Annotated in this window: 16 protein-coding genes; 11 read left to right on the top strand and 5 right to left on the bottom strand. The window is 71.6% G+C overall.

Going from position 1 to position 18,465, the window contains the following annotated elements:
- Nucleotides 1–57 precede the first annotated feature (57 nt).
- Both ACWCYO_RS33310 and ACWCYO_RS33305 read right to left on the bottom strand, forming a co-directional pair.
- Entirely contained in the window at nucleotides 58–1,707 is a 1,650-nt protein-coding gene (locus ACWCYO_RS33310) for an alpha/beta hydrolase (RefSeq protein WP_270146546.1), read from the bottom strand.
- A 67-nt stretch (nucleotides 1,708–1,774) separates the two neighbouring features.
- The gene (locus ACWCYO_RS33305; protein WP_449786308.1) at nucleotides 1,775–2,515 is read right to left on the bottom strand and encodes an SDR family oxidoreductase; all 741 of its coding nucleotides are present in this window, start codon (nucleotides 2,513–2,515) and stop codon (nucleotides 1,775–1,777) included.
- 178 nt (nucleotides 2,516–2,693) lie between these two features.
- Here ACWCYO_RS33305 and ACWCYO_RS33300 point away from each other — a divergent pair, with 178 nt between their 5' ends.
- The 8 genes from ACWCYO_RS33300 (at nucleotide 2,694) to ACWCYO_RS33265 (ending at nucleotide 13,263) form a co-directional block, all read left to right on the top strand.
- The gene (locus ACWCYO_RS33300; RefSeq protein WP_270146548.1) at nucleotides 2,694–4,292 is read left to right on the top strand and encodes an acyl-CoA mutase large subunit family protein; all 1,599 of its coding nucleotides are present in this window, start codon (nucleotides 2,694–2,696) and stop codon (nucleotides 4,290–4,292) included.
- Between the two features lie 251 nt (nucleotides 4,293–4,543).
- Entirely contained in the window at nucleotides 4,544–5,797 is a 1,254-nt protein-coding gene (locus tag ACWCYO_RS33295; protein WP_449786307.1) for an amidohydrolase, read from the top strand.
- Nucleotides 5,798–6,052: 255 nt separating this feature from the next.
- Nucleotides 6,053–7,108, top strand: a complete 1,056-nt coding sequence (locus ACWCYO_RS33290; RefSeq protein ID WP_270146550.1) for a BMP family lipoprotein — start codon at nucleotides 6,053–6,055, stop codon at nucleotides 7,106–7,108.
- Between the two features lie 347 nt (nucleotides 7,109–7,455).
- The gene (locus ACWCYO_RS33285; RefSeq protein ID WP_405000825.1) at nucleotides 7,456–8,982 is read left to right on the top strand and encodes an ABC transporter ATP-binding protein; all 1,527 of its coding nucleotides are present in this window, start codon (nucleotides 7,456–7,458) and stop codon (nucleotides 8,980–8,982) included.
- A 3-nt stretch (nucleotides 8,983–8,985) separates the two neighbouring features.
- Nucleotides 8,986–10,140, top strand: coding sequence for an ABC transporter permease (locus ACWCYO_RS33280; protein WP_270146551.1), 1,155 nt, complete (start codon nucleotides 8,986–8,988; stop codon nucleotides 10,138–10,140).
- A 73-nt stretch (nucleotides 10,141–10,213) separates the two neighbouring features.
- Nucleotides 10,214–11,479 (top strand): ABC transporter permease, encoded by a 1,266-nt coding sequence (locus ACWCYO_RS33275; protein WP_270146552.1) that lies wholly within the window; start codon nucleotides 10,214–10,216, stop codon nucleotides 11,477–11,479.
- Nucleotides 11,476–11,868 carry a cytidine deaminase gene (locus ACWCYO_RS33270; protein WP_270146553.1) on the top strand — a complete coding sequence of 131 codons (393 nt, stop codon included), beginning with the start codon at nucleotides 11,476–11,478 and terminating at the stop codon, nucleotides 11,866–11,868. Before ACWCYO_RS33275 ends, ACWCYO_RS33270 begins: the two co-directional genes overlap by 4 nt.
- Nucleotides 11,869–11,985: 117 nt before the next feature.
- Nucleotides 11,986–13,263: a thymidine phosphorylase gene (locus ACWCYO_RS33265; RefSeq protein ID WP_270146554.1), complete on the top strand. Its 1,278-nt coding sequence runs from the start codon at nucleotides 11,986–11,988 to the stop codon at nucleotides 13,261–13,263.
- Between the two features lie 281 nt (nucleotides 13,264–13,544).
- Here ACWCYO_RS33265 and ACWCYO_RS33260 read toward each other — a convergent pair whose 3' ends face one another.
- From ACWCYO_RS33260 to ACWCYO_RS33250, 3 genes are read right to left on the bottom strand one after another with little or no spacing between them, the layout of a single operon-like run.
- Nucleotides 13,545–13,838, bottom strand: coding sequence for a hypothetical protein (locus ACWCYO_RS33260; RefSeq protein ID WP_449786306.1), 294 nt, complete (start codon nucleotides 13,836–13,838; stop codon nucleotides 13,545–13,547).
- Nucleotides 13,825–14,178, bottom strand: a complete 354-nt coding sequence (locus tag ACWCYO_RS33255) for an AbrB/MazE/SpoVT family DNA-binding domain-containing protein (protein ID WP_449786305.1) — start codon at nucleotides 14,176–14,178, stop codon at nucleotides 13,825–13,827. The genes ACWCYO_RS33260 and ACWCYO_RS33255 overlap by 14 nt, the downstream gene beginning before the upstream one ends.
- Nucleotides 14,179–14,187: 9 nt before the next feature.
- On the bottom strand, nucleotides 14,188–15,480 hold the full coding sequence (locus tag ACWCYO_RS33250) for an MFS transporter (protein WP_449786304.1): 1,293 nt from the start codon (nucleotides 15,478–15,480) through the stop codon (nucleotides 14,188–14,190).
- Nucleotides 15,481–15,572: 92 nt separating this feature from the next.
- On the opposite strand from ACWCYO_RS33250, the gene ACWCYO_RS33245 reads away from it, so the two are divergent.
- From ACWCYO_RS33245 to ACWCYO_RS33235, 3 genes are all read left to right on the top strand, one after another.
- A complete protein-coding gene (locus ACWCYO_RS33245) occupies nucleotides 15,573–16,541 on the top strand; it encodes a LysR family transcriptional regulator (protein WP_449786303.1) in 969 nt (322 codons plus the stop codon).
- Between the two features lie 105 nt (nucleotides 16,542–16,646).
- A complete protein-coding gene (locus tag ACWCYO_RS33240) occupies nucleotides 16,647–17,804 on the top strand; it encodes an adenosine deaminase (RefSeq protein WP_449786302.1) in 1,158 nt (385 codons plus the stop codon).
- Between the two features lie 214 nt (nucleotides 17,805–18,018).
- The gene (locus ACWCYO_RS33235; RefSeq protein WP_270146560.1) at nucleotides 18,019–18,384 is read left to right on the top strand and encodes an ATP-binding protein; all 366 of its coding nucleotides are present in this window, start codon (nucleotides 18,019–18,021) and stop codon (nucleotides 18,382–18,384) included.
- The last annotated feature ends 81 nt before the right edge of the window (nucleotides 18,385–18,465 follow it).

Below are 18,465 nucleotides of genomic sequence, written 5' to 3'. Positions count from 1 at the left end.
GACACCTGCGCGTCATCGCCCTCCCCGCCTTCGTCCGCTGTTCGGCTCACCGGCGGCTCAGCTGCAACGGGTCCCCTCGGCCGGCATCGTGCCGTCGGTCAGGTAGGCGTCCATGGCCTGGTCGATGCAGGTGTTGCCCTTGCCGAAGGCGCCGTGGCCCTCGCCGACCCGGGTGAGCAGGGTCGCCTTGGCGAAGCCCTTGGCCAGCTTCTCGGCCGAGGCGTACGGGGTGGCCGGGTCGCCGGTGCTGCCGACCACCAGGATCGGTGCGGCGCCCTCGGCCCGGATGGTGTGGGGCTTCTCCTGGGTCTTGAACGGCCAGTAGGCGCAGCCGGGCTCCAGGTAGTCGTCCACCGTGACGCCCTTGGACAGCAGCGGCGCCTCGGCGAGCAGCCGGTCGACCGCCTGCTGGGCGTGCTCGGGGGTCGGCGCGGGGCGGGCCGCGTCGGCGCAGCTGATCGCGCCGTTGGCCTCGTCCATCGGGCTGTAGTGGCCGTTCTCGTCGCGACCGTTGTAGTCGTCGGCGAAGGCCATCAGGTAGTCGCCCTTGTCGCGCTTCATGGCCCAGCCGAGGCTGGCCCGCAGGTACTGCCAGGCGGTCTTCTCGTCGCCGTAGAGCAGCGAGATGACGCCGGTCCAGGCCATGTCGCGGCCGAGCTCGCGGCCGTCCTTGGTGGTCAGCGGGTGGTCGTGGAGGCCGTCCAGGAAGTCGGCGGCCTTCTTGGCGGCCTTGGTCCGGTCCGTGCCGAGCGGGCACTCGTCGGGGTGGTTGTCCACGCAGTCGGCGGCGAAGCGCTCGAAGGACTTCTCGAAGCCGACCTGCTGGTCGACGCCGTGGTCCAGGGTGTCCTGGGCCGGGTCGACGGCGCCGTCCAGGATCAGCCGGCCGGTGTTCTGCGGGAACTCCTCGGCGTACAGGGCGCCGAGGTAGGTGCCGTAGGAGATGCCGAGGTAGTTGAGCTTGCGGTCGCCGACGACGGCGCGCAGCACGTCCAGGTCGCGGGCGGTGTTGCGGGTGCCGACGAAGGGCAGCAGCTTGCCGGACTTGGCCTGGCAGGCGGCGGCGTGCTCGGTGGACTGCTTGACGTGCTCGGCCTTGCGCTCGGCGCGGTCGTCCGGCGCGTCCAGCTGATTGAGGGCGTCCAGCTGCTTGTCGTCGTAGCAGACCACCGGCGAGCTGTCGCCGGTGCCGCGCGGGTCGAAGCCGATCACGTCGAAGCGGGTGTGCAGGGTGCCGTCGAAGTCCTTGGCGCCGTACTTGACCATCTCGACGCCCGAGGCGCCGGGGCCGCCCGGGTTGACCATCAGCGAGCCGATCCGCTGGTCCCTGGCGGTCGCCGGGTACTTGATCAGGGCGAGGTCGATCGCGTCGGCGGTGGGGTTGGCGTAGTCGAGCGGGACGTGCAGCTTGCCGCACCGCATGGCGGAGACGTCGATCTTCGCGTGCTCGGCCTTGGGGTCGGCCGGGCAGTCCGCCCAGGTGATCTGCTGGCCGTAGAACGGCTTGAGCGCCGGGTCGGCCTCGCCCTTGGGCTTCGGGGTCGGGGTCGGGGTGGCGGTGGGGCTCGCGGCGGAGGGCGCGGCGGTGCCGGAGGCCTTGTCCTGGGCCGTCGTGGCGGAGTCGTCGCAGGCGGACGTGAGCAGGAGGGCGCCTGCCGCCACGGCGGTCAGCAGGACCCGTGGGCGGGCGGCCCGGAAGATCGTCATCGCACGTGTGTACCACTCGTGTGCGACACGTGTTCGATCGGGGGCCGGGCCTCCCGCCCGTCGCGGGTCAGCCGCGGTGGACCTTGTGGTTGGCGGCCTGCGCCCGGGGCCGGACCACCAGCAGGTCGATGTTCACGTGCGAGGGCCGGGTGACCGCCCAGGCCACGGTGTCCGCGATGTCCTCCGAGGTCAGCGGCTCGGCCACACCCGCGTACACGGCGGCGGCCTTGTCCTCGTCACCGCGGAAGCGGGTGATCGCGAAGCCCTCGGACTTCACCATGCCGGGGGCGATCTCGATCACCCGGATCGGCTCCCCGCACAGCTCCAGCCGCAGCGTCGCCGCGATGGTGTGCGCGGCGTGCTTGGCCGCGACGTACCCGCCGCCGCCCTCGTACGCGGCCAGCGCGGCGGTCGAGGAGAGCACCAGCACCGTGCCGTCGCCGGTGGCGCGCAGCGCGGGCAGCAGCGCCTGCGTCACGTGCAGCACGCCGAGCACGTTCACCTCGTACATGGCCCGCCAGTCGGCCGGGTCACCGTGCTCGACGCTCTCGGCGCCGATCGCGCCGCCGGCGTTGTTCACCAGGACGTCCACCCGGCCGACCTCGGCCGCGAAGGCGTCCACGGCGGCCCGGTCGGTGACGTCGAGGGTGTACGCCCGTCCGCCGATCTCCTTGGCCAGCACCTCGATCCGCTCGGTCCGGCGGGCGGTCAGCACCACCTCGAAGCCCTCGTCGGCCAGCCGGCGGGCGGTCGCCGCGCCGATTCCGCTGCTGGCACCGGTGACCACGGCCACCTTCTGCTCGGTCATTGCCACTCCCTGGGGCTCATCCGGTCGTTCACCCGATCATCTCAACCGCGTTCTCGTCCGATCGCTTCCGGGTTCTCCCGCACCGGCGCGCCCTTCGGCTCGGCGCGCACCCGCCGCCCGGCCGCGCCCTAGGTTGGGAGGACCGACCCCGCGCCCCCGCCGTTCCCGTGGAGGACCGATGCCGCGCCCCGCCGAATCCGCCCGCCTTTCGGAATCAGGCTGTCCGATCGATCCGCTCTACGGCCCCGAGGCGCTGGCCGGCTGGGACCCGGACGCCCGGCTGGGCCGGCCGGGGGAGTACCCGTACACCCGGGGCGTCTACCCGACGATGTACACCGGCCGGCCGTGGACGATGCGCCAGTACGCGGGCTTCGGCACCGCCGCCGAGTCCAACGCCCGTTACCGCCAGCTGATCGCGGGCGGCGGGACCGGCCTCTCGGTGGCCTTCGACCTGCCCACCCAGATGGGCTACGACTCGGACGCGCCGCTCGCCGCCGGGGAGGTCGGCAAGGTCGGCGTGGCCGTGGACGGCATCGAGGACATGGCGGTGCTCTTCGACGGCATCCCGCTCGGCGAGGTGTCCACCTCGATGACCATCAACGCGCCGGCCGCCCTGCTCCTGCTGCTCTACCAGTTGGTCGGCGAGGCCCAGGGGGTGGCGCCCTCGGCGCTCACCGGCACGGTGCAGAACGACGTGCTGAAGGAGTACATCGCCCGCGGCACCTACATCTTCCCGCCGCAGCCCTCGCTGCGGCTGGTCGCCGACGTGTTCCGGTACTGCCGGGCCGAGATCCCGCGCTGGAACACCATCTCCATCTCCGGCTACCACATGGCCGAGGCCGGGGCCGATCCGGCGCAGGAGATCGCCTTCACCCTGGCCAACGGGATCGCCTACGTCCGGACCGCGCTCGCCGCCGGGATGGCCGTGGACGACTTCGCGCCCCGGCTCTCCTTCTTCTTCGTGGCCCGCACCACGCTCCTCGAGGAGGTCGCCAAGTTCCGCGCCGCCCGCCGGATCTGGGCCAGGATCATGCGGGAGGAGTTCGGCGCGAGGGACCCCCGTTCGCAGATGCTGCGCTTCCACACCCAGACCGCCGGGGTGCAGCTCACCGCCCAGCAGCCCGAGGTGAACCTGGTCCGGGTCTCGGTGCAGGCGCTCGCCGCGGTGCTCGGCGGCACCCAGTCGCTGCACACCAACAGCTTCGACGAGGCGATCGCGCTGCCCACCGAGAAGGCCGCCCGGCTGGCCCTGCGCACCCAGCAGGTGCTCGCCCACGAGACCGACGTGACCGCCACCGTCGACCCCTTCGCCGGTTCCTACGCGGTCGAGTCGCTGACCGACGCGGTCGAGGCGGCCGCGCTGGCGCTGATGGCCCGGGTCGAGGAGCAGGGCGGCGCGGTGGCCGCGATCGAGCGGGGCTTCCAGAAGGGCGAGATCGAGCGCACCGCCTACCGCATCCAGCAGGAGACCGACTCCGGCGAGCGCACGGTGGTCGGCGTCAACCGCTTCCGGCTGGACGAGGAGGAGCCCTACCAGCCGCTGCGGGTGGACCCGGCGATCGAGCGGCAGCAGGCCGAACGGCTGGCCCGGCTGCGGGCCGGGCGCTCCGCCACGGCCGTCACCCGGGCGCTGGACGCGCTGCGCCGCACCGCGGAGGGCCCGGAGAACGTGCTGTACCCGATGAAGGAGGCGCTGGCCGCCCGGGCCACCGTCGGCGAGGTCTGCGACGCGCTGCGCGGGGTGTGGGGCACGTACGCTCCGGTGGAGCGCTTCTGAGTGTTACTGGTCGTTCGCGATAGTCCGTGAATGTTCGTGAACGTTCCTGAACGGCTGTCAAGCACCGTCGGCCGTCGAGCGGGTGGGGGCCGTGACCGCCGGCCCGGGGGATCGTTGCGCAGGACAAGCAACCCGGGGAAGGCGGCGGAAACGAGATGTCATACCCACCTATCCGGCCGGTATGCGCCCATCCGGGGACTGGTTTTCCGGAAGTCGGGCCAAATCCCCCCAAGGGGCCTAGTCTTGGGGAGATGAACCGTCCTGAGCCCGCTCAGCCGGGCACCACTCTCGCCGCCGCCCGCCCCGCCGCCGAACTGCGGGACCGGGTCCGGAGGCTGGAGCCCGAGCTGATCGCCTTCCGGCGTGATCTGCACCGGCACCCGGAGCTGGGCCGCCAGGAGTTCCGCACCACCGACCTGCTGCGCGACCGGCTGGTGGCGGCGGGCCTGCAGCCGCGGGTGCTGCCCGGCGGCACCGGCCTGCTGGTCGACGTCGTCCCGGCCGGCACCGCCCCGGGCACCGAATTCCTGGCCTTCCGCGCCGACATCGACGCGCTGCCGATCGACGACGCCAAGTCCGACGTGCCGTACCGCTCGACCGTCCCCGGCCGGGCCCACGCCTGCGGCCACGACGTGCACACCTCGGTGGTGCTCGGTCTCGGCCTGGTGCTGGCCGAGGCCGTCCGCACCGGCGAGCTGCGCCGCCCGGTCCGGCTGGTGTTCCAGCCGGCCGAGGAGGTCATGCCGGGCGGTGCCCTGGACGTCATCGGCGCGGGCGGGATGGACGGCGTCGGCCGGATCTTCGCGGTGCACTGCGATCCGAAGGTGGAGGTCGGCCGGATCGCCCTGCGGGTCGGCGCGATCACCTCGGCCTGCGACCGGCTGGTGCTGCACCTGGACGGCCCCGGCGGGCACACCGCCCGCCCGCACCTGACCACCGACCTGGTGACCGCGATCGCCCGGATGGCCGCGGACCTGCCGGGCGCGCTGGCCCGCCGGATGGACCCGCGCTGGGGCGTCAGCCTGGTCTGGGGCCGGATCACCTCCGGCTCCGCGCCCAACGTCATCCCGCAGCACGCCGAACTGGAGGGGACCGTCCGCTGCCTGGAGCTGGACGGCTGGCGCGAGGCGCCGGACCTGCTGCACGAGCTGATCGCCAAGCTCGCCGAGACCTACCGGGCCAAGTGGACGCTGGACTACCACCGCGGGGTCCCGCCGGTGGTCAACGAGGCGGTCTCGGTCGCCCGGCTGGAGGCGGCGATGACCGCCCGGTTCGGTCAGGGCGGCGCCCAGGTGGTGGAGGGCACCGAGCAGAGCCTGGGCGGTGAGGACTTCTCCTGGTACCTGGAGCACGCCCCGGGCGCGCTGGCCCGCCTCGGGGTCCGCGCCCCCGGCGACACCACCGTCCGGGACCTGCACCAGGGCCGGTTCGACGTGGACGAGCGGGCGATCGGCGTGGGTGTGGAGTTGTTCGCGGCGCTGGCCCTGGAGGACGACCGGATCTGACCGCTTCTGTGCGGGCTGTGGCCCGCCCGTGATCGGCTCGTTGAGATCCGGGGCGCCGGGGCGGTTCCGTAAACTGGGCCGGACCAAGTCTCGGATCGCCGTCCGCGTGCGGGATCAGAGCCTTCGGAAGGGCTTCAGACCACGGTTTGATAACAACCCGAATGCTCTGGCAGCCCGTAACACAACCGTGTTCTACGCGCGTTACGGTGGCGTCCGACCACGCCAAACGGTTGCGTGTTAGAAGGAGATACTCCCTTGCGCCGTTCAATGAAGCTCGCCGCGGTTGTGCTCTCGGGTTCCCTGGGCATGGCCTCGCTCGCCGCTTGCGGCGCAAAGAGCACCGACAACAACGCCTCCTCCGGCTCCTCCGACGGTCTCAAGGTCGGCATGGCCTACGACATCGGCGGCCGTGGCGACCAGTCCTTCAACGACTCCGCCGCCCGCGGCCTGGACAAGGCCAAGTCCGACCTGGGCGTTTCGGTCAACGAGGCCGAGGCCAAGCCGGGCGAGGCCGAGGCCGACAAGGAGACCCGCCTCAAGAACCTGATCGACGCCGGTTACAAGACGATCATCGCGGTCGGCTTCGTCTACCAGCCGGCCGTCGACAAGGTCGCGAAGGACAACCCGAACGTCAAGTTCGCGATCATCGACTCGAACGACAAGGACCAGCCGGCCAACGTCACCTCGCTGGTCTTCGCCGAGCAGGAGGGTTCGTACCTCGCCGGCGTCGCCGCCGCGAACAAGTCGAAGGGCCACCACATCGGCTTCATCGGTGGTGTGCAGTCCGAGCTGATCAAGAAGTTCGAGGCCGGTTACAAGGCGGGCGCCAAGTCCGTCGACCCGAACATCCAGATCGAGACCACCTACCTCACCACCCCGCCGGACTTCACCGGCTTCAACTCGCCCGACAAGGGCAAGGAAGCCGCGCAGGGCCAGCTCGACAAGGGTGCGGACGTCATCTACTCCGCCGCCGGCTCCTCCGGCAACGGCGCCATCGAGGCCGTCGCCAACGCGGGCAAGCTCGCCATCGGTGTCGACTCCGACCAGGCCGCGCAGCCCGCTCTGGACAAGTACAAGGGCAGCATCCTGACCTCGATGGTCAAGAACGTCGACAACGCGGTCTACGCGTACATCCAGTCGGTCAAGCAGGGCACGCCGTTCACCGGCATCAAGCTCTTCGACCTGAAGGCCGACGGTGTCCGTCTCGCCACCACCGGCGGCAAGATCGACGACATCCAGGACAAGCTGAAGGCCGCCTCCGACGCCATCAAGAGCGGCGCCACCACCATCCCGACCGCGCCGACCTCCTGAGGTCCGCGCGTCTCGGACGCGACCTGCGCCTGCCACTCATCGGCGGCGTGACGATCGACACTGATCACGGGAGGGGCCCGGCAGGGTGCGCTCAACGCGTACCCCCGGGCCCCGTTCCGTCCCCCCGTTTCCCCCCTTGGCCCTCCGAGCGCAACGACGCGCCTCCAGACCACCAGGAGACCGCCATCACCGCATCAGACCCCGTCCCGCTGCGCAAGGACGGCAACCCCAGCGCGGGGACGGCGACACCGGCCGTCGAACTGCGCGGCATCACCAAGCGCTTCCCCGGTGTCGTGGCCAACCACGACATCAACCTCACCGTCCGCACCGGCACCGTGCACGCCCTGATGGGCGAGAACGGCGCCGGCAAGTCGACGCTGATGAAGATCCTCTACGGCATGCAGCGGCCGGACGAGGGCACCATCGCGATCAACGGCGAGCTGTGCGAGTTCCACACCCCGGGTGACGCCATCGCCCGCGGCATCGGCATGGTGCACCAGCACTTCATGCTCGCCGACAACCTCACGGTGCTGGAGAACGTCGTCCTCGGCGGCGAGAAGCTCCACGGCATCGGTGCCAAGGCGAAGGCGAAGATCAAGGAGATCTCCGACCAGTACGGGCTGGGCGTGCGCCCGGACGCGCTGGTCGAGGACCTCGGCGTCGCCGACCGCCAGCGCGTCGAGATCCTCAAGGTGCTGTACCGCGGCGCCAAGATCCTGATCCTCGACGAGCCCACGGCCGTGCTCGTCCCGCAGGAGGTCGACGCGCTGTTCGACAACCTGCGCGAGCTCAAGGCCGAGGGCGTCACCGTCATCTTCATCTCGCACAAGCTGCACGAGGTGCTGGCGGTGGCCGACGCGATCAGCGTCATCCGGCGCGGCACCACGGTCGGCGACGCCGACCCGAAGGCGGTCACCGCCCGTCAGCTGGCCGAGCTGATGGTCGGCGCCGAGCTGCCCTCCCCGGAGAGCCGCGAGTCGACCGTCACCACCACCGAGATGCTCAACGTCGAGGGCCTGCGGATCGCCAAGACCGACGCCGAGGGCATCGAGCGCGTCGTCCTGGACGACATCTCGCTGCGGATCCACAAGGGCGAGATCCTCGGCATCGCCGGTGTCGAGGGCAACGGCCAGGCCGAACTGGTCGAGGCCATCATGGGCATGCTGCCGCTGGACGCGGGCACCGTCGTCCTGGACGGCAAGAACCTCTCCGGCACCCTGACCCGGGGCCGCCGCGAGGCCGGCATCGGCTACATCCCCGAGGACCGCCACAGGCACGGCCTGCTGCTGGAGGCCCCGCTCTGGGAGAACCGCATCCTCGGCCACGTCACCGAGCGGCCCAACTCCAGCGGCGTGCTGCTCAAGCCGGCCGCCGCCCGGACGGACACCCTGCGGATCGTCGAGCAGTACGACGTCCGCACCCCCGGCATCGAGGTCACCGCGGCCTCGCTCTCCGGCGGCAACCAGCAGAAGCTGATCATCGGCCGCGAGATGAGCCACCAGCCCAAGCTGCTGATCGCCGCCCACCCGACCCGCGGTGTGGACGTCGGCGCCCAGGCGCAGATCTGGGAGCACATCCGCTCCGCCCAGCGCGAGGGCCTGGCCGTCCTGCTGATCTCGGCCGACCTGGACGAGCTGATCGGCCTCTCCGACACCATCCGGGTCATCTACCGCGGCCGCCTGGTCGCCGACGCCGACCCGGCCACCGTCACCGCCGAGGACCTCGGCACCGCGATGACCGGTGCCGCGGCCGGCCACCTGGAGTCCGAGCCGGAGGCCGTCGCCGAGGCGCAGGCCATCGCCGCGGAGGGCACCGAGGCCGAGGCCGAGCACCCGCACACCGACACCGCCGACGACCCGCAGGCGGGGGAGTAACCCATGACCAGTCCCAACCCCGCCGCCAAGCGCAGCCTGGCGCAGCGGATCAGCGGTGAGCGGATCGTGCTCGCACTGGCGGCGCCGGTGCTCGCGGTCGTGCTGTCCGTCGCGATCTGCTCGATCCTGCTGGCGACCTCGGGCAAGAACCCGTTCGACGCGTGGAACGTGATGATCACGTTCGCGACCAAGTCGGACGGCCAGGTGGCGATCCTCAACCGGTCCACCACGTACTACCTGGCCGCCGCGGCCGCCGCGTTCGGGTTCCGGATGAACCTGTTCAACATCGGCGTCGAGGGCCAGTACAAGGTCGCGGCGCTGTTCGCGGCCTACATCGGTGCCCAGGTCGACCTGCCGGCGTTCATCCAGATCCCGCTGCTGCTGGTCACCGCCATGCTGGTCGGTGGTCTGTACGCGAGCATCGCCGGCCTGCTGAAGGTCTACCGCGGCGTCAGCGAGGTCATCGCGACCATCATGCTGAACGCCATCGCGCTCGCGATCGTCGGTCTGCTGCTCGTCCCCGGCATCTTCGCGCCGAAGGTCAGCGGCACCAGCAACTCGATCCAGACCGAGCCGATCTCGCAGTCGAGCCACTTCTTCGGCATCGAGACGGCCGGCGGCACCCTCTGGGGCTTCCTCTTCATCGCGATCCTGGTCGGTGTGCTCTTCCAGTTCACCCTGACCCGCACCCGCTTCGGCTTCGACCTGCGCGCCACCGGCCGCTCGGAGTCCGCCGCGACCGCCTCCGGCGTGAACGTCAAGAAGATGGTCGTCATCTCGATGTTCGTCTCCGGTGGGATCGCCGGTCTGATCGGCATGCCCGAGCTGCTGCAGAACTCCTTCTACTACGGCCAGAGCTTCCAGCCCGGCCTGGGCTTCCTGGGTATCTCGATCGCCCTGCTCGGCCGCAACAGCCCGGTCGGCATGGCCTTCGCGGCCCTGCTGTTCGCCTTCCTGGACGCCACCGGCGCGCAGCTGCCCCTGCAGGGCGGCTTCCCGTCCGAGATCGTCTCGGTCATGCAGGGCACCATCGTCATCTGTGTCGTCGTCGCGTACGAGCTGGTGCGCCGCTACGGCCTGAAGCGCCAGCAGCAGAAGGTCGGCGCCGAGCTCGCCGCCCAGGCCGCGGCCACTGAGAAGAAGGAGGTGGCCTCGTGACCGAGCGTAGTGAGCGAGCCAAGAAGTACAGCGCGTTGTGCGAAGCACGCGCCGAGCGAAGCGAGGTGCGGGCATGAGCACCGCTACTGCCGCTCGTCCGAAGGCGCCGGGCGCGCCTGCGAAGAAGCGCAAGCTGTCCTGGCCCGTGGTGCTCCTGCTGATCGCGGGTGCCCTGGTGCTGTTCTCCGCCGTGGGCATGGCCACCGGCAACCACTCGCTGACCTCCTCGGGTCAGGTCACCGCCGCGCTCAGCGCCGCCGTGCCGATCGGCATGGCCGGTCTCGGCGGTCTCTGGTCCGAGCGGGCCGGTGTGGTCAACATCGGTCTCGAAGGCATGATGGTCGCCGGCACCTTCTGCGGTGCCTGGGCCGGCTACCTGGTCAACCCGTGGGTCGGTCTGCTGGCCGGCATGCTCGGCGGGGCGCTCGGCGGTCTGCTGCACGCGATCATCACCGTGACCTTCGGCGTCGACCACATCGTGTCCGGCGTCGGCATCAACCTGCTGATCCCCGGCATCTGCGCGTACGTCAACCGGATCTACTACAAGGACTACATCTCGGCCGGTGCCGGGGCGAACCAGTCCCCGCCGGCGGATCCGCTGCCCTACATCACGATCCCGGGGCTGTCCTCGGGCCTGAAGGACATCGAGAACCACCACTGGTTCTTCGTCTCGGACGTCGCGGGCGTGCTCGGCGGTCTGGTCACCAACATCTCGGTGGTCGTGATCCTGGCCGGTGCGCTGATCGTGGTCAGCTACTTCGCGCTCTGGCGCACGGTGTTCGGCCTGCGGCTGCGCTCCTGCGGTGAGAACCCGACCGCCGCCGAGTCGCTGGGCGTCAACGTCTACAAGTACAAGTACCTGGCGGTCATCGCCTCCGGCGCCTTCGCGGGCCTCGGCGGTGCGTACCTCTCGCTGGTCGCCGCGCACTTCTACAAGGACGGCCAGACCCTGGGCCGCGGCTTCATCGGCCTCGCCGCGATGATCTTCGGCAACTGGATGCCCGGCGGTCTCGCCATGGGCGCCGGCCTGTTCGGCTTCACCGACAGCCTCCAGCTGCGCGACCCGGAGTCGGTGCACGTGCTGATCCTGATCGTCGGCATCGCGATGATCCTGCTCGCCCTGTGGCAGCTGTACCGCCGCAAGTTCACCGCGACGGTGATCTCCCTCGTGGTGGCCGGCGGTCTGGGTGCCTGGTACGCGCTGACCGACGAGGTGCAGCGTCCGCTGATCGTCGCCACGCCGTACGTGATCACCCTGGTGGTGCTCTCGCTGGCGTCGCAGCGACTGCGGATGCCCAAGGCGGACGGTCAGATCTACCGCAAGGGTCAGGGCAAGTGACGGCCCCCGTGATCGACTGGGAGCGGCTGCGCGAGGCGGCGCGCGAGGCGATGGGCCACGCGTACGCCCCGTACAGCAAGTTCCCGGTCGGCGCGGCGGCCCTGGTGGACGACGGCCGGCTGGTCAGCGGCTGCAACGTGGAGAACGCCTCGTACGGGCTCGGGCTGTGCGCCGAGTGCGGGCTGGTGTCCGCGCTGCACGCCTCCGGCGGTGGCCGGCTGGTCGCCTTCACCTGCGTCGACGGCGCGGGCGAACTCCTGATGCCGTGCGGGCGCTGCCGCCAGCTGCTGTACGAGCACGGCGGTCCCGATCTGCTGATCGACCTGGCCTCCGGCGTGAAGCCGATGAGCGAGGTCCTGCCCGACGCGTTCGGGCCGGAGCGGCTCTAGCCTCGATTCTTGTTACGCGCGTAGAGTGTCGCGAGTGGGCCGGAACCCGGTCATCTCGCGGCACTCTTCGCATTTGCCGCATCTGTTTGACGCATCTGAACCCCTCTTGGAGCACGCATGGACGCCATCTCCGTCATCAGGACCAAGCGCGACCGCGGAGAGCTGAGCGACGCTCAGATCGACTGGGTCATCGACGCCTACACCCGCGGCGAGGTCGCCGACGAGCAGATGTCCGCGCTGGCCATGGCGATCCTGCTGAACGGCATGAAGCCGCGCGAGATCAGCCGGTGGACCGACGCCATGATCCGCTCGGGCGTCCGGATGGACTTCTCCTCGCTCCCGCTGCCCACCAGTGACAAGCACTCCACCGGCGGCGTCGGCGACAAGATCACCCTCCCGCTCGCCCCGCTGGTCGCCGCCTGCGGCGCCGCCGTCCCGCAGCTGTCCGGCCGCGGCCTCGGCCACACCGGCGGCACCCTGGACAAGCTGGAGTCCATCCCCGGCTGGCGCGCCCTGCTCTCCAACGACGAGATGATGGACGTGCTGCGCGACGCGGGCGCGGTCATCTGCGCGGCCGGCGACGGCCTCGCGCCGGCCGACAAGAAGCTGTACGCGCTGCGCGACGTCACCGGCACCGTCGAGGCCATCCCGCTGATCGCCTCCTCGATCATGTCCAAGAAGATCGCCGAGGGCACCGGCGCGCTGGTGCTGGACGTCAAGGTCGGCTCCGGCGCCTTCATGAAGAACCTGGACGACGCCCGCGAACTCGCCCGCACCATGGTCGGACTGGGCACCACCGCCGGGGTCAACACCGTCGCCCTGCTCACCGACATGTCCACCCCGCTCGGCCTCACCGCGGGCAACGCGCTGGAGGTCCGCGAGTCCGTCGAGGTGCTGGCCGGCGGCGGCCCGGCCGACGTCGTCGAGCTCACCCTCGCGCTCGCCCGCGAGATGCTCGCCGCGGCCGGCGTGCACGGCAAGGACCCGGCCGACGCCCTGCGCGACGGCTCCGCGATGGACCACTGGCGCCGCATGATCGCCGCCCAGGGCGGTGACGTCGACGCCCCGCTCCCGGTCGCCCGCGAGCAGCACGTCATCCCCGCGCCCGCCTCCGGCGTGCTCACCGAGCTGGACGCCTACGCCATCGGCGTCTGCGCCTGGCGCCTGGGCGCCGGCCGCGCCCGCAAGGAGGACCCGGTCCAGGCCGGCGCCGGCGTCGAGATGCACGCCAAGCCCGGCGACACCGTGGTGGCCGGCCAGCCCCTGCTGACCCTCCACACCGACACCCCGGAGCGCTACGACTACGCCATCGAGGCGCTGGCGGGCGGCATCCAGGTCAGCCCGGAGGGCACGGCGTTCACCCCGAACCCGATCGTGCTGGACCGCATCGCGTAGTCATGCGATTACTCCTTGTGCGGCAGCGTGGCTTACGTTGCCGCACATGGGAGTCGACCGCTTCACGGTCGAGATCGAACCGGAAGTCCGCGACTGGCTCATCGGGCTTCCGCCGAGGCACTACGCCCTGGCCGAGGACCGCGTCGATTGCTTGGCCGAGTATCCGACGACGCTCGACGCTGAGCCCACCCTCCGTTTCGAGGCGTCGTCCGCCAGAGCAGGTGCCCAGGGGCCCGTACCCGTCGACCGGGTACGGGCTCCTGTCATGTGTTCAGGCGCCGTTATGGTCGGCCGAAGATGTCGTGGGTGCCGATCCGGCGCCAGACGATATGCGGCTCGCCGTCCTGGAGGGGCGTCCCGTAGCTGAAGGTCGCCCGGCCGTCGGGCGCCCACGTCATCTCCCAGACGTCTGGATGCCCCTGCATCTTCTTCACCCGCAGGCCCCGGCGGAAGCCCCGGCCGGCGTGAAGGTCGGAGACGAATTGGGCAACCGCGACGAGGAACGCGGCCTTCTGCGCCGCGGTCAGGCCCTTCCAGTCGCGCAGGAAGTGGGCCAGTGACTCATGCGTCGGCACGGCGCTTGATCTCCCCCAGGTCCAGCCCGGACTCGTCGGCGAGCGACTGCAGGAACTCCTCGCCGTCCTGGAACACCTCGCCGCGCTCGCCCGCAGCGATCGCCTCCTCGACTTCCTGTTCCTTCTCCTGCCAGGAACCGCTCCAGAACCATGCCTGGTCGTCGGGGATGACGGAGGCAGGAGTGAGGACGATGCGACCGTCCTCCACGGCGACCACCAGGTGGTCGCCCTCCTGGAGGTCCAACTGCTCTCTTATCTCCTGCGGGATGGTGACCACGCCCTTCTTCCGCACGGGCGTGGACACCAGGTGGGGACGACGACGGCGCTTGAGGTCTGCCATGGGGAAAGTCTACCTGGCGGAAAGTCTGCCCACTCTTCCCTCGCGCCGGACGGCGTGCGCCTGGTGGGTGGCGTAGAGCGTCACCGCGGCGGCCAGGGTCATGGCGGTGAGGCCGACGGTGGCGGCGCCGGGCCAGCCGGTGGAGTGGTAGGCGTCGGCGCCGAGGGTGCCGCCGAGGCTGTTGCCCAGGTAGTAGGCGATCAGGTAAAGGGCGGAGGCCTGGGCGCGGCCCTCGGTGGCGGTGCGGCCGACGGCGGCGGAGGCGGTGGCGTGGCCGGCGAAGAAGCCGGCGGTGATCAGGACCAGGCCGAGCAGGGCGCAGGGCAGCGAGTCGGCGAGCGAGAGCAGCAGGCCGGTGGCGGTGACGCCGATGGCGACGTAGAGGGCGCCGCGGCGGCCGAGGCGGGCGGAGAGCCGGCCGGCCGCGGCGGAGGTGCCGGTGCCGACCAGGTAGACCACGAAGATCGAGGCGGCGACCGACTCCGGCAGGTGGAACGGTGCGGCGATCAGCCGGTAGCCGACGGTGTTGTAGACCGCGCCGAACACCGCCATGAACAGCATCCCGAGCGCGTACAGCCGCACCAGCAGCGGGTTGCGCAGGTGCCGGCCGACCGTACGGGCGAGCGCGCGGGCGTCCACCGGGGCCGGGGTGAAGTGCCGGGCGGCGGGGATCAGCAGCCGGAAGGCGAGTGCGGCGAGCAGGGCGAGGGCGGCGGAGGCGGCCAGGCCCCAGCGCCAGCCGAGGGCGGCGGCGGTCCAGCCGGAGAGCAGCCGGCCGCCCATGCCGCCGATGCTGTTGCCGGCCACGTACAGGCCCATGGCGGAGGCCAGCGCGCTGGGGTGGACCTCTTCGGCGAGGTAGGCCATCGCGGTGGCGGGCAGGCCGGCGAGCACGGCGCCCTGCAGGACGCGCAGCACGACGAGGGTGGCGAGGTCGGGCGCGAAGGGCAGGGCGACGGCGAGGGCGGAGGCGGCGAGGGTGGAGGCCGTCATCACGGCGGTGCGGCCGTACCTGTCGGACAGCGCGCTGGCCGGGAGCAGCCCGAGGGCGAGGCCGAGGGTGGCGGCGGAGGCCGTCCAGCTGGCCTGGCCGGGGGTGAGGTCGAGATCGGCCGAGAGGATCGGCAGCAGGCCCTGGGTGGAGTAGAGCAGGACGAAGGTCGCGATCCCGGCGGCGAACAGGGCGAGGTTGGCGCGGCGGAAGTCGCGCTGGCCGGGGCGGTGGCGGTCGTCGTGGTCGGGGGTGCGGGCGGTGGAGGCATCCGGGGCGGGCACGGATGCCCTGGTATCGGCGGGCTGCATGTCCTCGACCGTAGGCCTGGCGCGGTTGATGCGTCCAATGCATGAAGAGTGGATGATCGATGCACTGGCGTATGAGTCGAGGTGAGGCGCGGATGGCCGTGGCGGACGGGTCGGACGGAACGGAGCAGCGGTACCGGGCGGCCGAGTTGGGGCCGGAGGAGCCGGCCGTGCTGCTGGCGCCCCGGCTGGCGCAGTTCGCCGCGGTGGCCCGGCTGGAGCACGTGACGCAGGCGGCGGCGCTGCTCGGGGTGCCGCAGCCGACGCTGTCGCGCGCGGTGGCCCGGCTGGAGGACGAGCTGGGGGTGTACCTGCTGGCCCGTCAGGGCCGGACGGTCCGGCTGACCAGGGCGGGACGGCTGCTGCTGACCTCGGTGGAGCGGGCGCTGGCGGAGCTGGAGCGCGGCGCGGAGGCGGCCCGGGCGGAGGCGGACCCGGCGGTGGGGCGGGTGGCCTTCGGTTTCCTGCACACGATGGGGCCGGACGCCGTTCCGGCGCTGCTGCGCGGCTTCCGGGCGGCGCACCCGCAGGTGCGGTTCCAGCTGGTGCAGGACTACGGCATGGCGATGCTGGAGCGGCTGCGGGCGGGCGAGTTGGACCTGTGCCTGGTCGCGCCGCTGCCGGACGACCCGGCCTTCACCGCCCGCCCGTTGGACGAGCAGCGGCTGCACCTGGTCGTCCCGGCGGACCACCGGCTGGCCGGGCGGCGGCGGATCCGGTTGGCGGAGGTGGCCGAGGAGCCGTTCGTCGGGCTGGAGCAGGGGTACGGGCTGCGCATGATCACGGACGGCTTCTGCGCCCGGGCCGGATTCGTGCCCCGGCTGGCGTTCGAGGGGGAGGAGACCGAGACCCTGCGCGGGCTGGTGGCGGCCGGGCTGGGGGTGGCGCTGCTGCCGCCGGCCCTGGTGCCGCGGCCCGGGGTGGTGGAGCTGGAGGTGACCGCGCCGCGGACCCGGCGGGCGATCGGCCTGGCCTGGGCGACGGGGCGGCCGCTGACGCCGCCGGTGGGGGCGTTCCGGGATTTCGTGCTGTCCCGGCGGGGGCGGCTGCTGCACCACGACTGATTTGGCGGATCGTATGGACCGGCCGGTGGAATTCCGGGGGGAGTTTGGACCATTCGGTGCTGTTCCCGGTGGTGAGTCTACGCGCGTAGGGGCTATATTTCCGCAATGGAGAAGCAGATCCCCGTCACCACCGCGGGCACCGGCCCGCGCATTCCCACCCCCGACCAGATCCGCCGCGCGCCGAAGGTCCTGCTGCACGACCACCTCGACGGCGGGCTGCGCCCGGAGACCGTGGTCGAGCTCGCCGCCGCGACCGGCTACGAAGGCCTTCCCACCACCGACGTCAAGGAACTCGGCGAGTGGTTCCGCGAGGCCGCCGACTCCGGCTCCCTGGTCCGCTACCTGGAGACCTTCGCGCACACCTGCGCCGTCATGCAGACCCGCGAGGCCCTGATCAAGGTCGCCGCCGACTGCGCCGAGGACCTGGCCGCCGACGGCGTCGTGTACGCCGAGGTCCGCTACGCCCCCGAGCAGCACCTGGAGGGCGGCCTGACCCTGGACGAGGTCGTCGAGGCCGTCCAGGAGGGCTTCCGCCTCGGCGAGGCCAACGCCCGTGCGGCGGGCAACCGGATCCGCATCGGCACCCTGATCACCGCGATGCGGCACGCCGCCCGCTCGCAGGAGATCGCCGAACTGGCCAACCGCCACCGCGACCAGGGCGTCGTCGGCTTCGACATCGCGGGCGCCGAGGCCGGCTACCCCCCCACCCGCCACCAGGCCGCCTTCGACTACCTCAAGGGCGAGAACAACCACTTCACCATCCACGCCGGCGAGGCCTTCGGCCTGCCGTCGATCTGGGAGGCGCTGCAGTGCTGCGGCGCGGACCGCCTCGGCCACGGCGTGCGGATCGTGGACGACATCACGGTGAACGAGGACGGCAGCGTCACGCTGGGCCGGCTGGCCGCGTACGTGCGCGACAAGCGCATCCCGCTGGAGATGTGCCCGACCTCCAACCTCCAGACGGCGGCGGCGACTTCGTACGCCGAGCACCCGATCGGGCTGCTCAGCCGGCTGAAGTTCCGGGTCACCGTGAACACCGACAACCGGCTGATGAGCGGCACCAGCATGAGCCAGGAGTTCGGGCACCTGGTGGAGGCCTTCGGCTACACGCTGGGCGACCTGGAGTGGTTCACGGTGAACGCGATGAAGTCCGCGTTCCTGCCCTTCGACGAGCGACTGGCGATGATCAACGACGTGATCAAGCCGGGCTACGCCGAGCTCAAGGCGGAGTGGCTGTTCAGCGCGGGTACCGGCGGCAACTGAGCCGGCCTGTCGCCCCTTGGTCGGGTGAACGCCGAAGCCCCGCAAGGAAATTGGCGTTCATCCGACTAGTCACTCGAGTGAGTGAAGGCCCTTTGGTTCTCGCGCGACCCTGTCACTACGGTGTGCCAGTCATTGCTGACAGGTCGTGGCGGCGGTCGCCCGTCCGCCGAACCGCGCGACGTCGGCCACCGACGAGGACCCAAGGGGACGAACCATGAAGCAGGCTCTCAAGGCCGCCGGCACCGCGGCGCTCGGCATCGCCATCGCGGCGGTCGGCGCCGGCACCGCCTCCGCGGCGACCGGCCAGGCGGCCGGCGGCCTCGGGCTGCCCACCGGCGCGGTGACGAACCCCGCGGTGACCGGAGCGGTCACCGACACGGCCGCCAAGCTGCCCGGCGGCGACAAGGTCGCCGGCACGCTCGGCACCCTGGCCCCGAGCGCGGGGCAGGCCGCGCCCGCCGCCGAGGCCGCCCCGGTCGCCGGTGTCACCCAGCAGCGCGCCGCCATCCCGTCCATCCCCGGCCTGGACAAGACCCCCCTCGGCGGGCTGACCAACGCCCTGCCCGGCCTGGGCGGCTGATCCCGGCCACCGGCACGACGACGGGCCGCCCGCCCCGGCCGAACCGCCGATCGTCGGCACCACCCCGGTCATCGGCCGGCC

The sequence above is a fragment of the Kitasatospora sp. NPDC001683 genome (assembly GCF_053596495.1).
The sequence above is the reverse complement of the archived record's forward strand: the minus strand, read 5'-3'. Positions and strand labels throughout refer to the sequence as shown.

Bases quoted from the DNA above. Each gene is read 5' to 3' on its own strand.
- ACWCYO_RS33255 (WP_449786305.1), bottom strand. From the start codon at position 14,178: ATGGCAGACCTCAAGCGCCGTCGTCGTCCCCACCTGGTGTCCACGCCC.
- ACWCYO_RS33305 (WP_449786308.1), bottom strand. From the start codon at position 2,515: ATGACCGAGCAGAAGGTGGCCGTGGTCACCGGTGCCAGCAGCGGAATC.
- ACWCYO_RS33300 (WP_270146548.1), top strand. From the start codon at position 2,694: ATGCCGCGCCCCGCCGAATCCGCCCGCCTTTCGGAATCAGGCTGTCCG.
- ACWCYO_RS33235 (WP_270146560.1), top strand. From the start codon at position 18,019: ATGAAGCAGGCTCTCAAGGCCGCCGGCACCGCGGCGCTCGGCATCGCC.
- ACWCYO_RS33275 (WP_270146552.1), top strand. From the start codon at position 10,214: ATGAGCACCGCTACTGCCGCTCGTCCGAAGGCGCCGGGCGCGCCTGCG.
- ACWCYO_RS33250 (WP_449786304.1), bottom strand. From the start codon at position 15,480: ATGCAGCCCGCCGATACCAGGGCATCCGTGCCCGCCCCGGATGCCTCC.
- ACWCYO_RS33310 (WP_270146546.1), bottom strand. From the start codon at position 1,707: ATGACGATCTTCCGGGCCGCCCGCCCACGGGTCCTGCTGACCGCCGTG.
- ACWCYO_RS33240 (WP_449786302.1), top strand. From the start codon at position 16,647: ATGGAGAAGCAGATCCCCGTCACCACCGCGGGCACCGGCCCGCGCATT.
- ACWCYO_RS33295 (WP_449786307.1), top strand. From the start codon at position 4,544: ATGAACCGTCCTGAGCCCGCTCAGCCGGGCACCACTCTCGCCGCCGCC.
- ACWCYO_RS33265 (WP_270146554.1), top strand. From the start codon at position 11,986: ATGGACGCCATCTCCGTCATCAGGACCAAGCGCGACCGCGGAGAGCTG.
- ACWCYO_RS33280 (WP_270146551.1), top strand. From the start codon at position 8,986: ATGACCAGTCCCAACCCCGCCGCCAAGCGCAGCCTGGCGCAGCGGATC.
- ACWCYO_RS33285 (WP_405000825.1), top strand. From the start codon at position 7,456: ATGGGCGAGAACGGCGCCGGCAAGTCGACGCTGATGAAGATCCTCTAC.
- ACWCYO_RS33245 (WP_449786303.1), top strand. From the start codon at position 15,573: ATGGCCGTGGCGGACGGGTCGGACGGAACGGAGCAGCGGTACCGGGCG.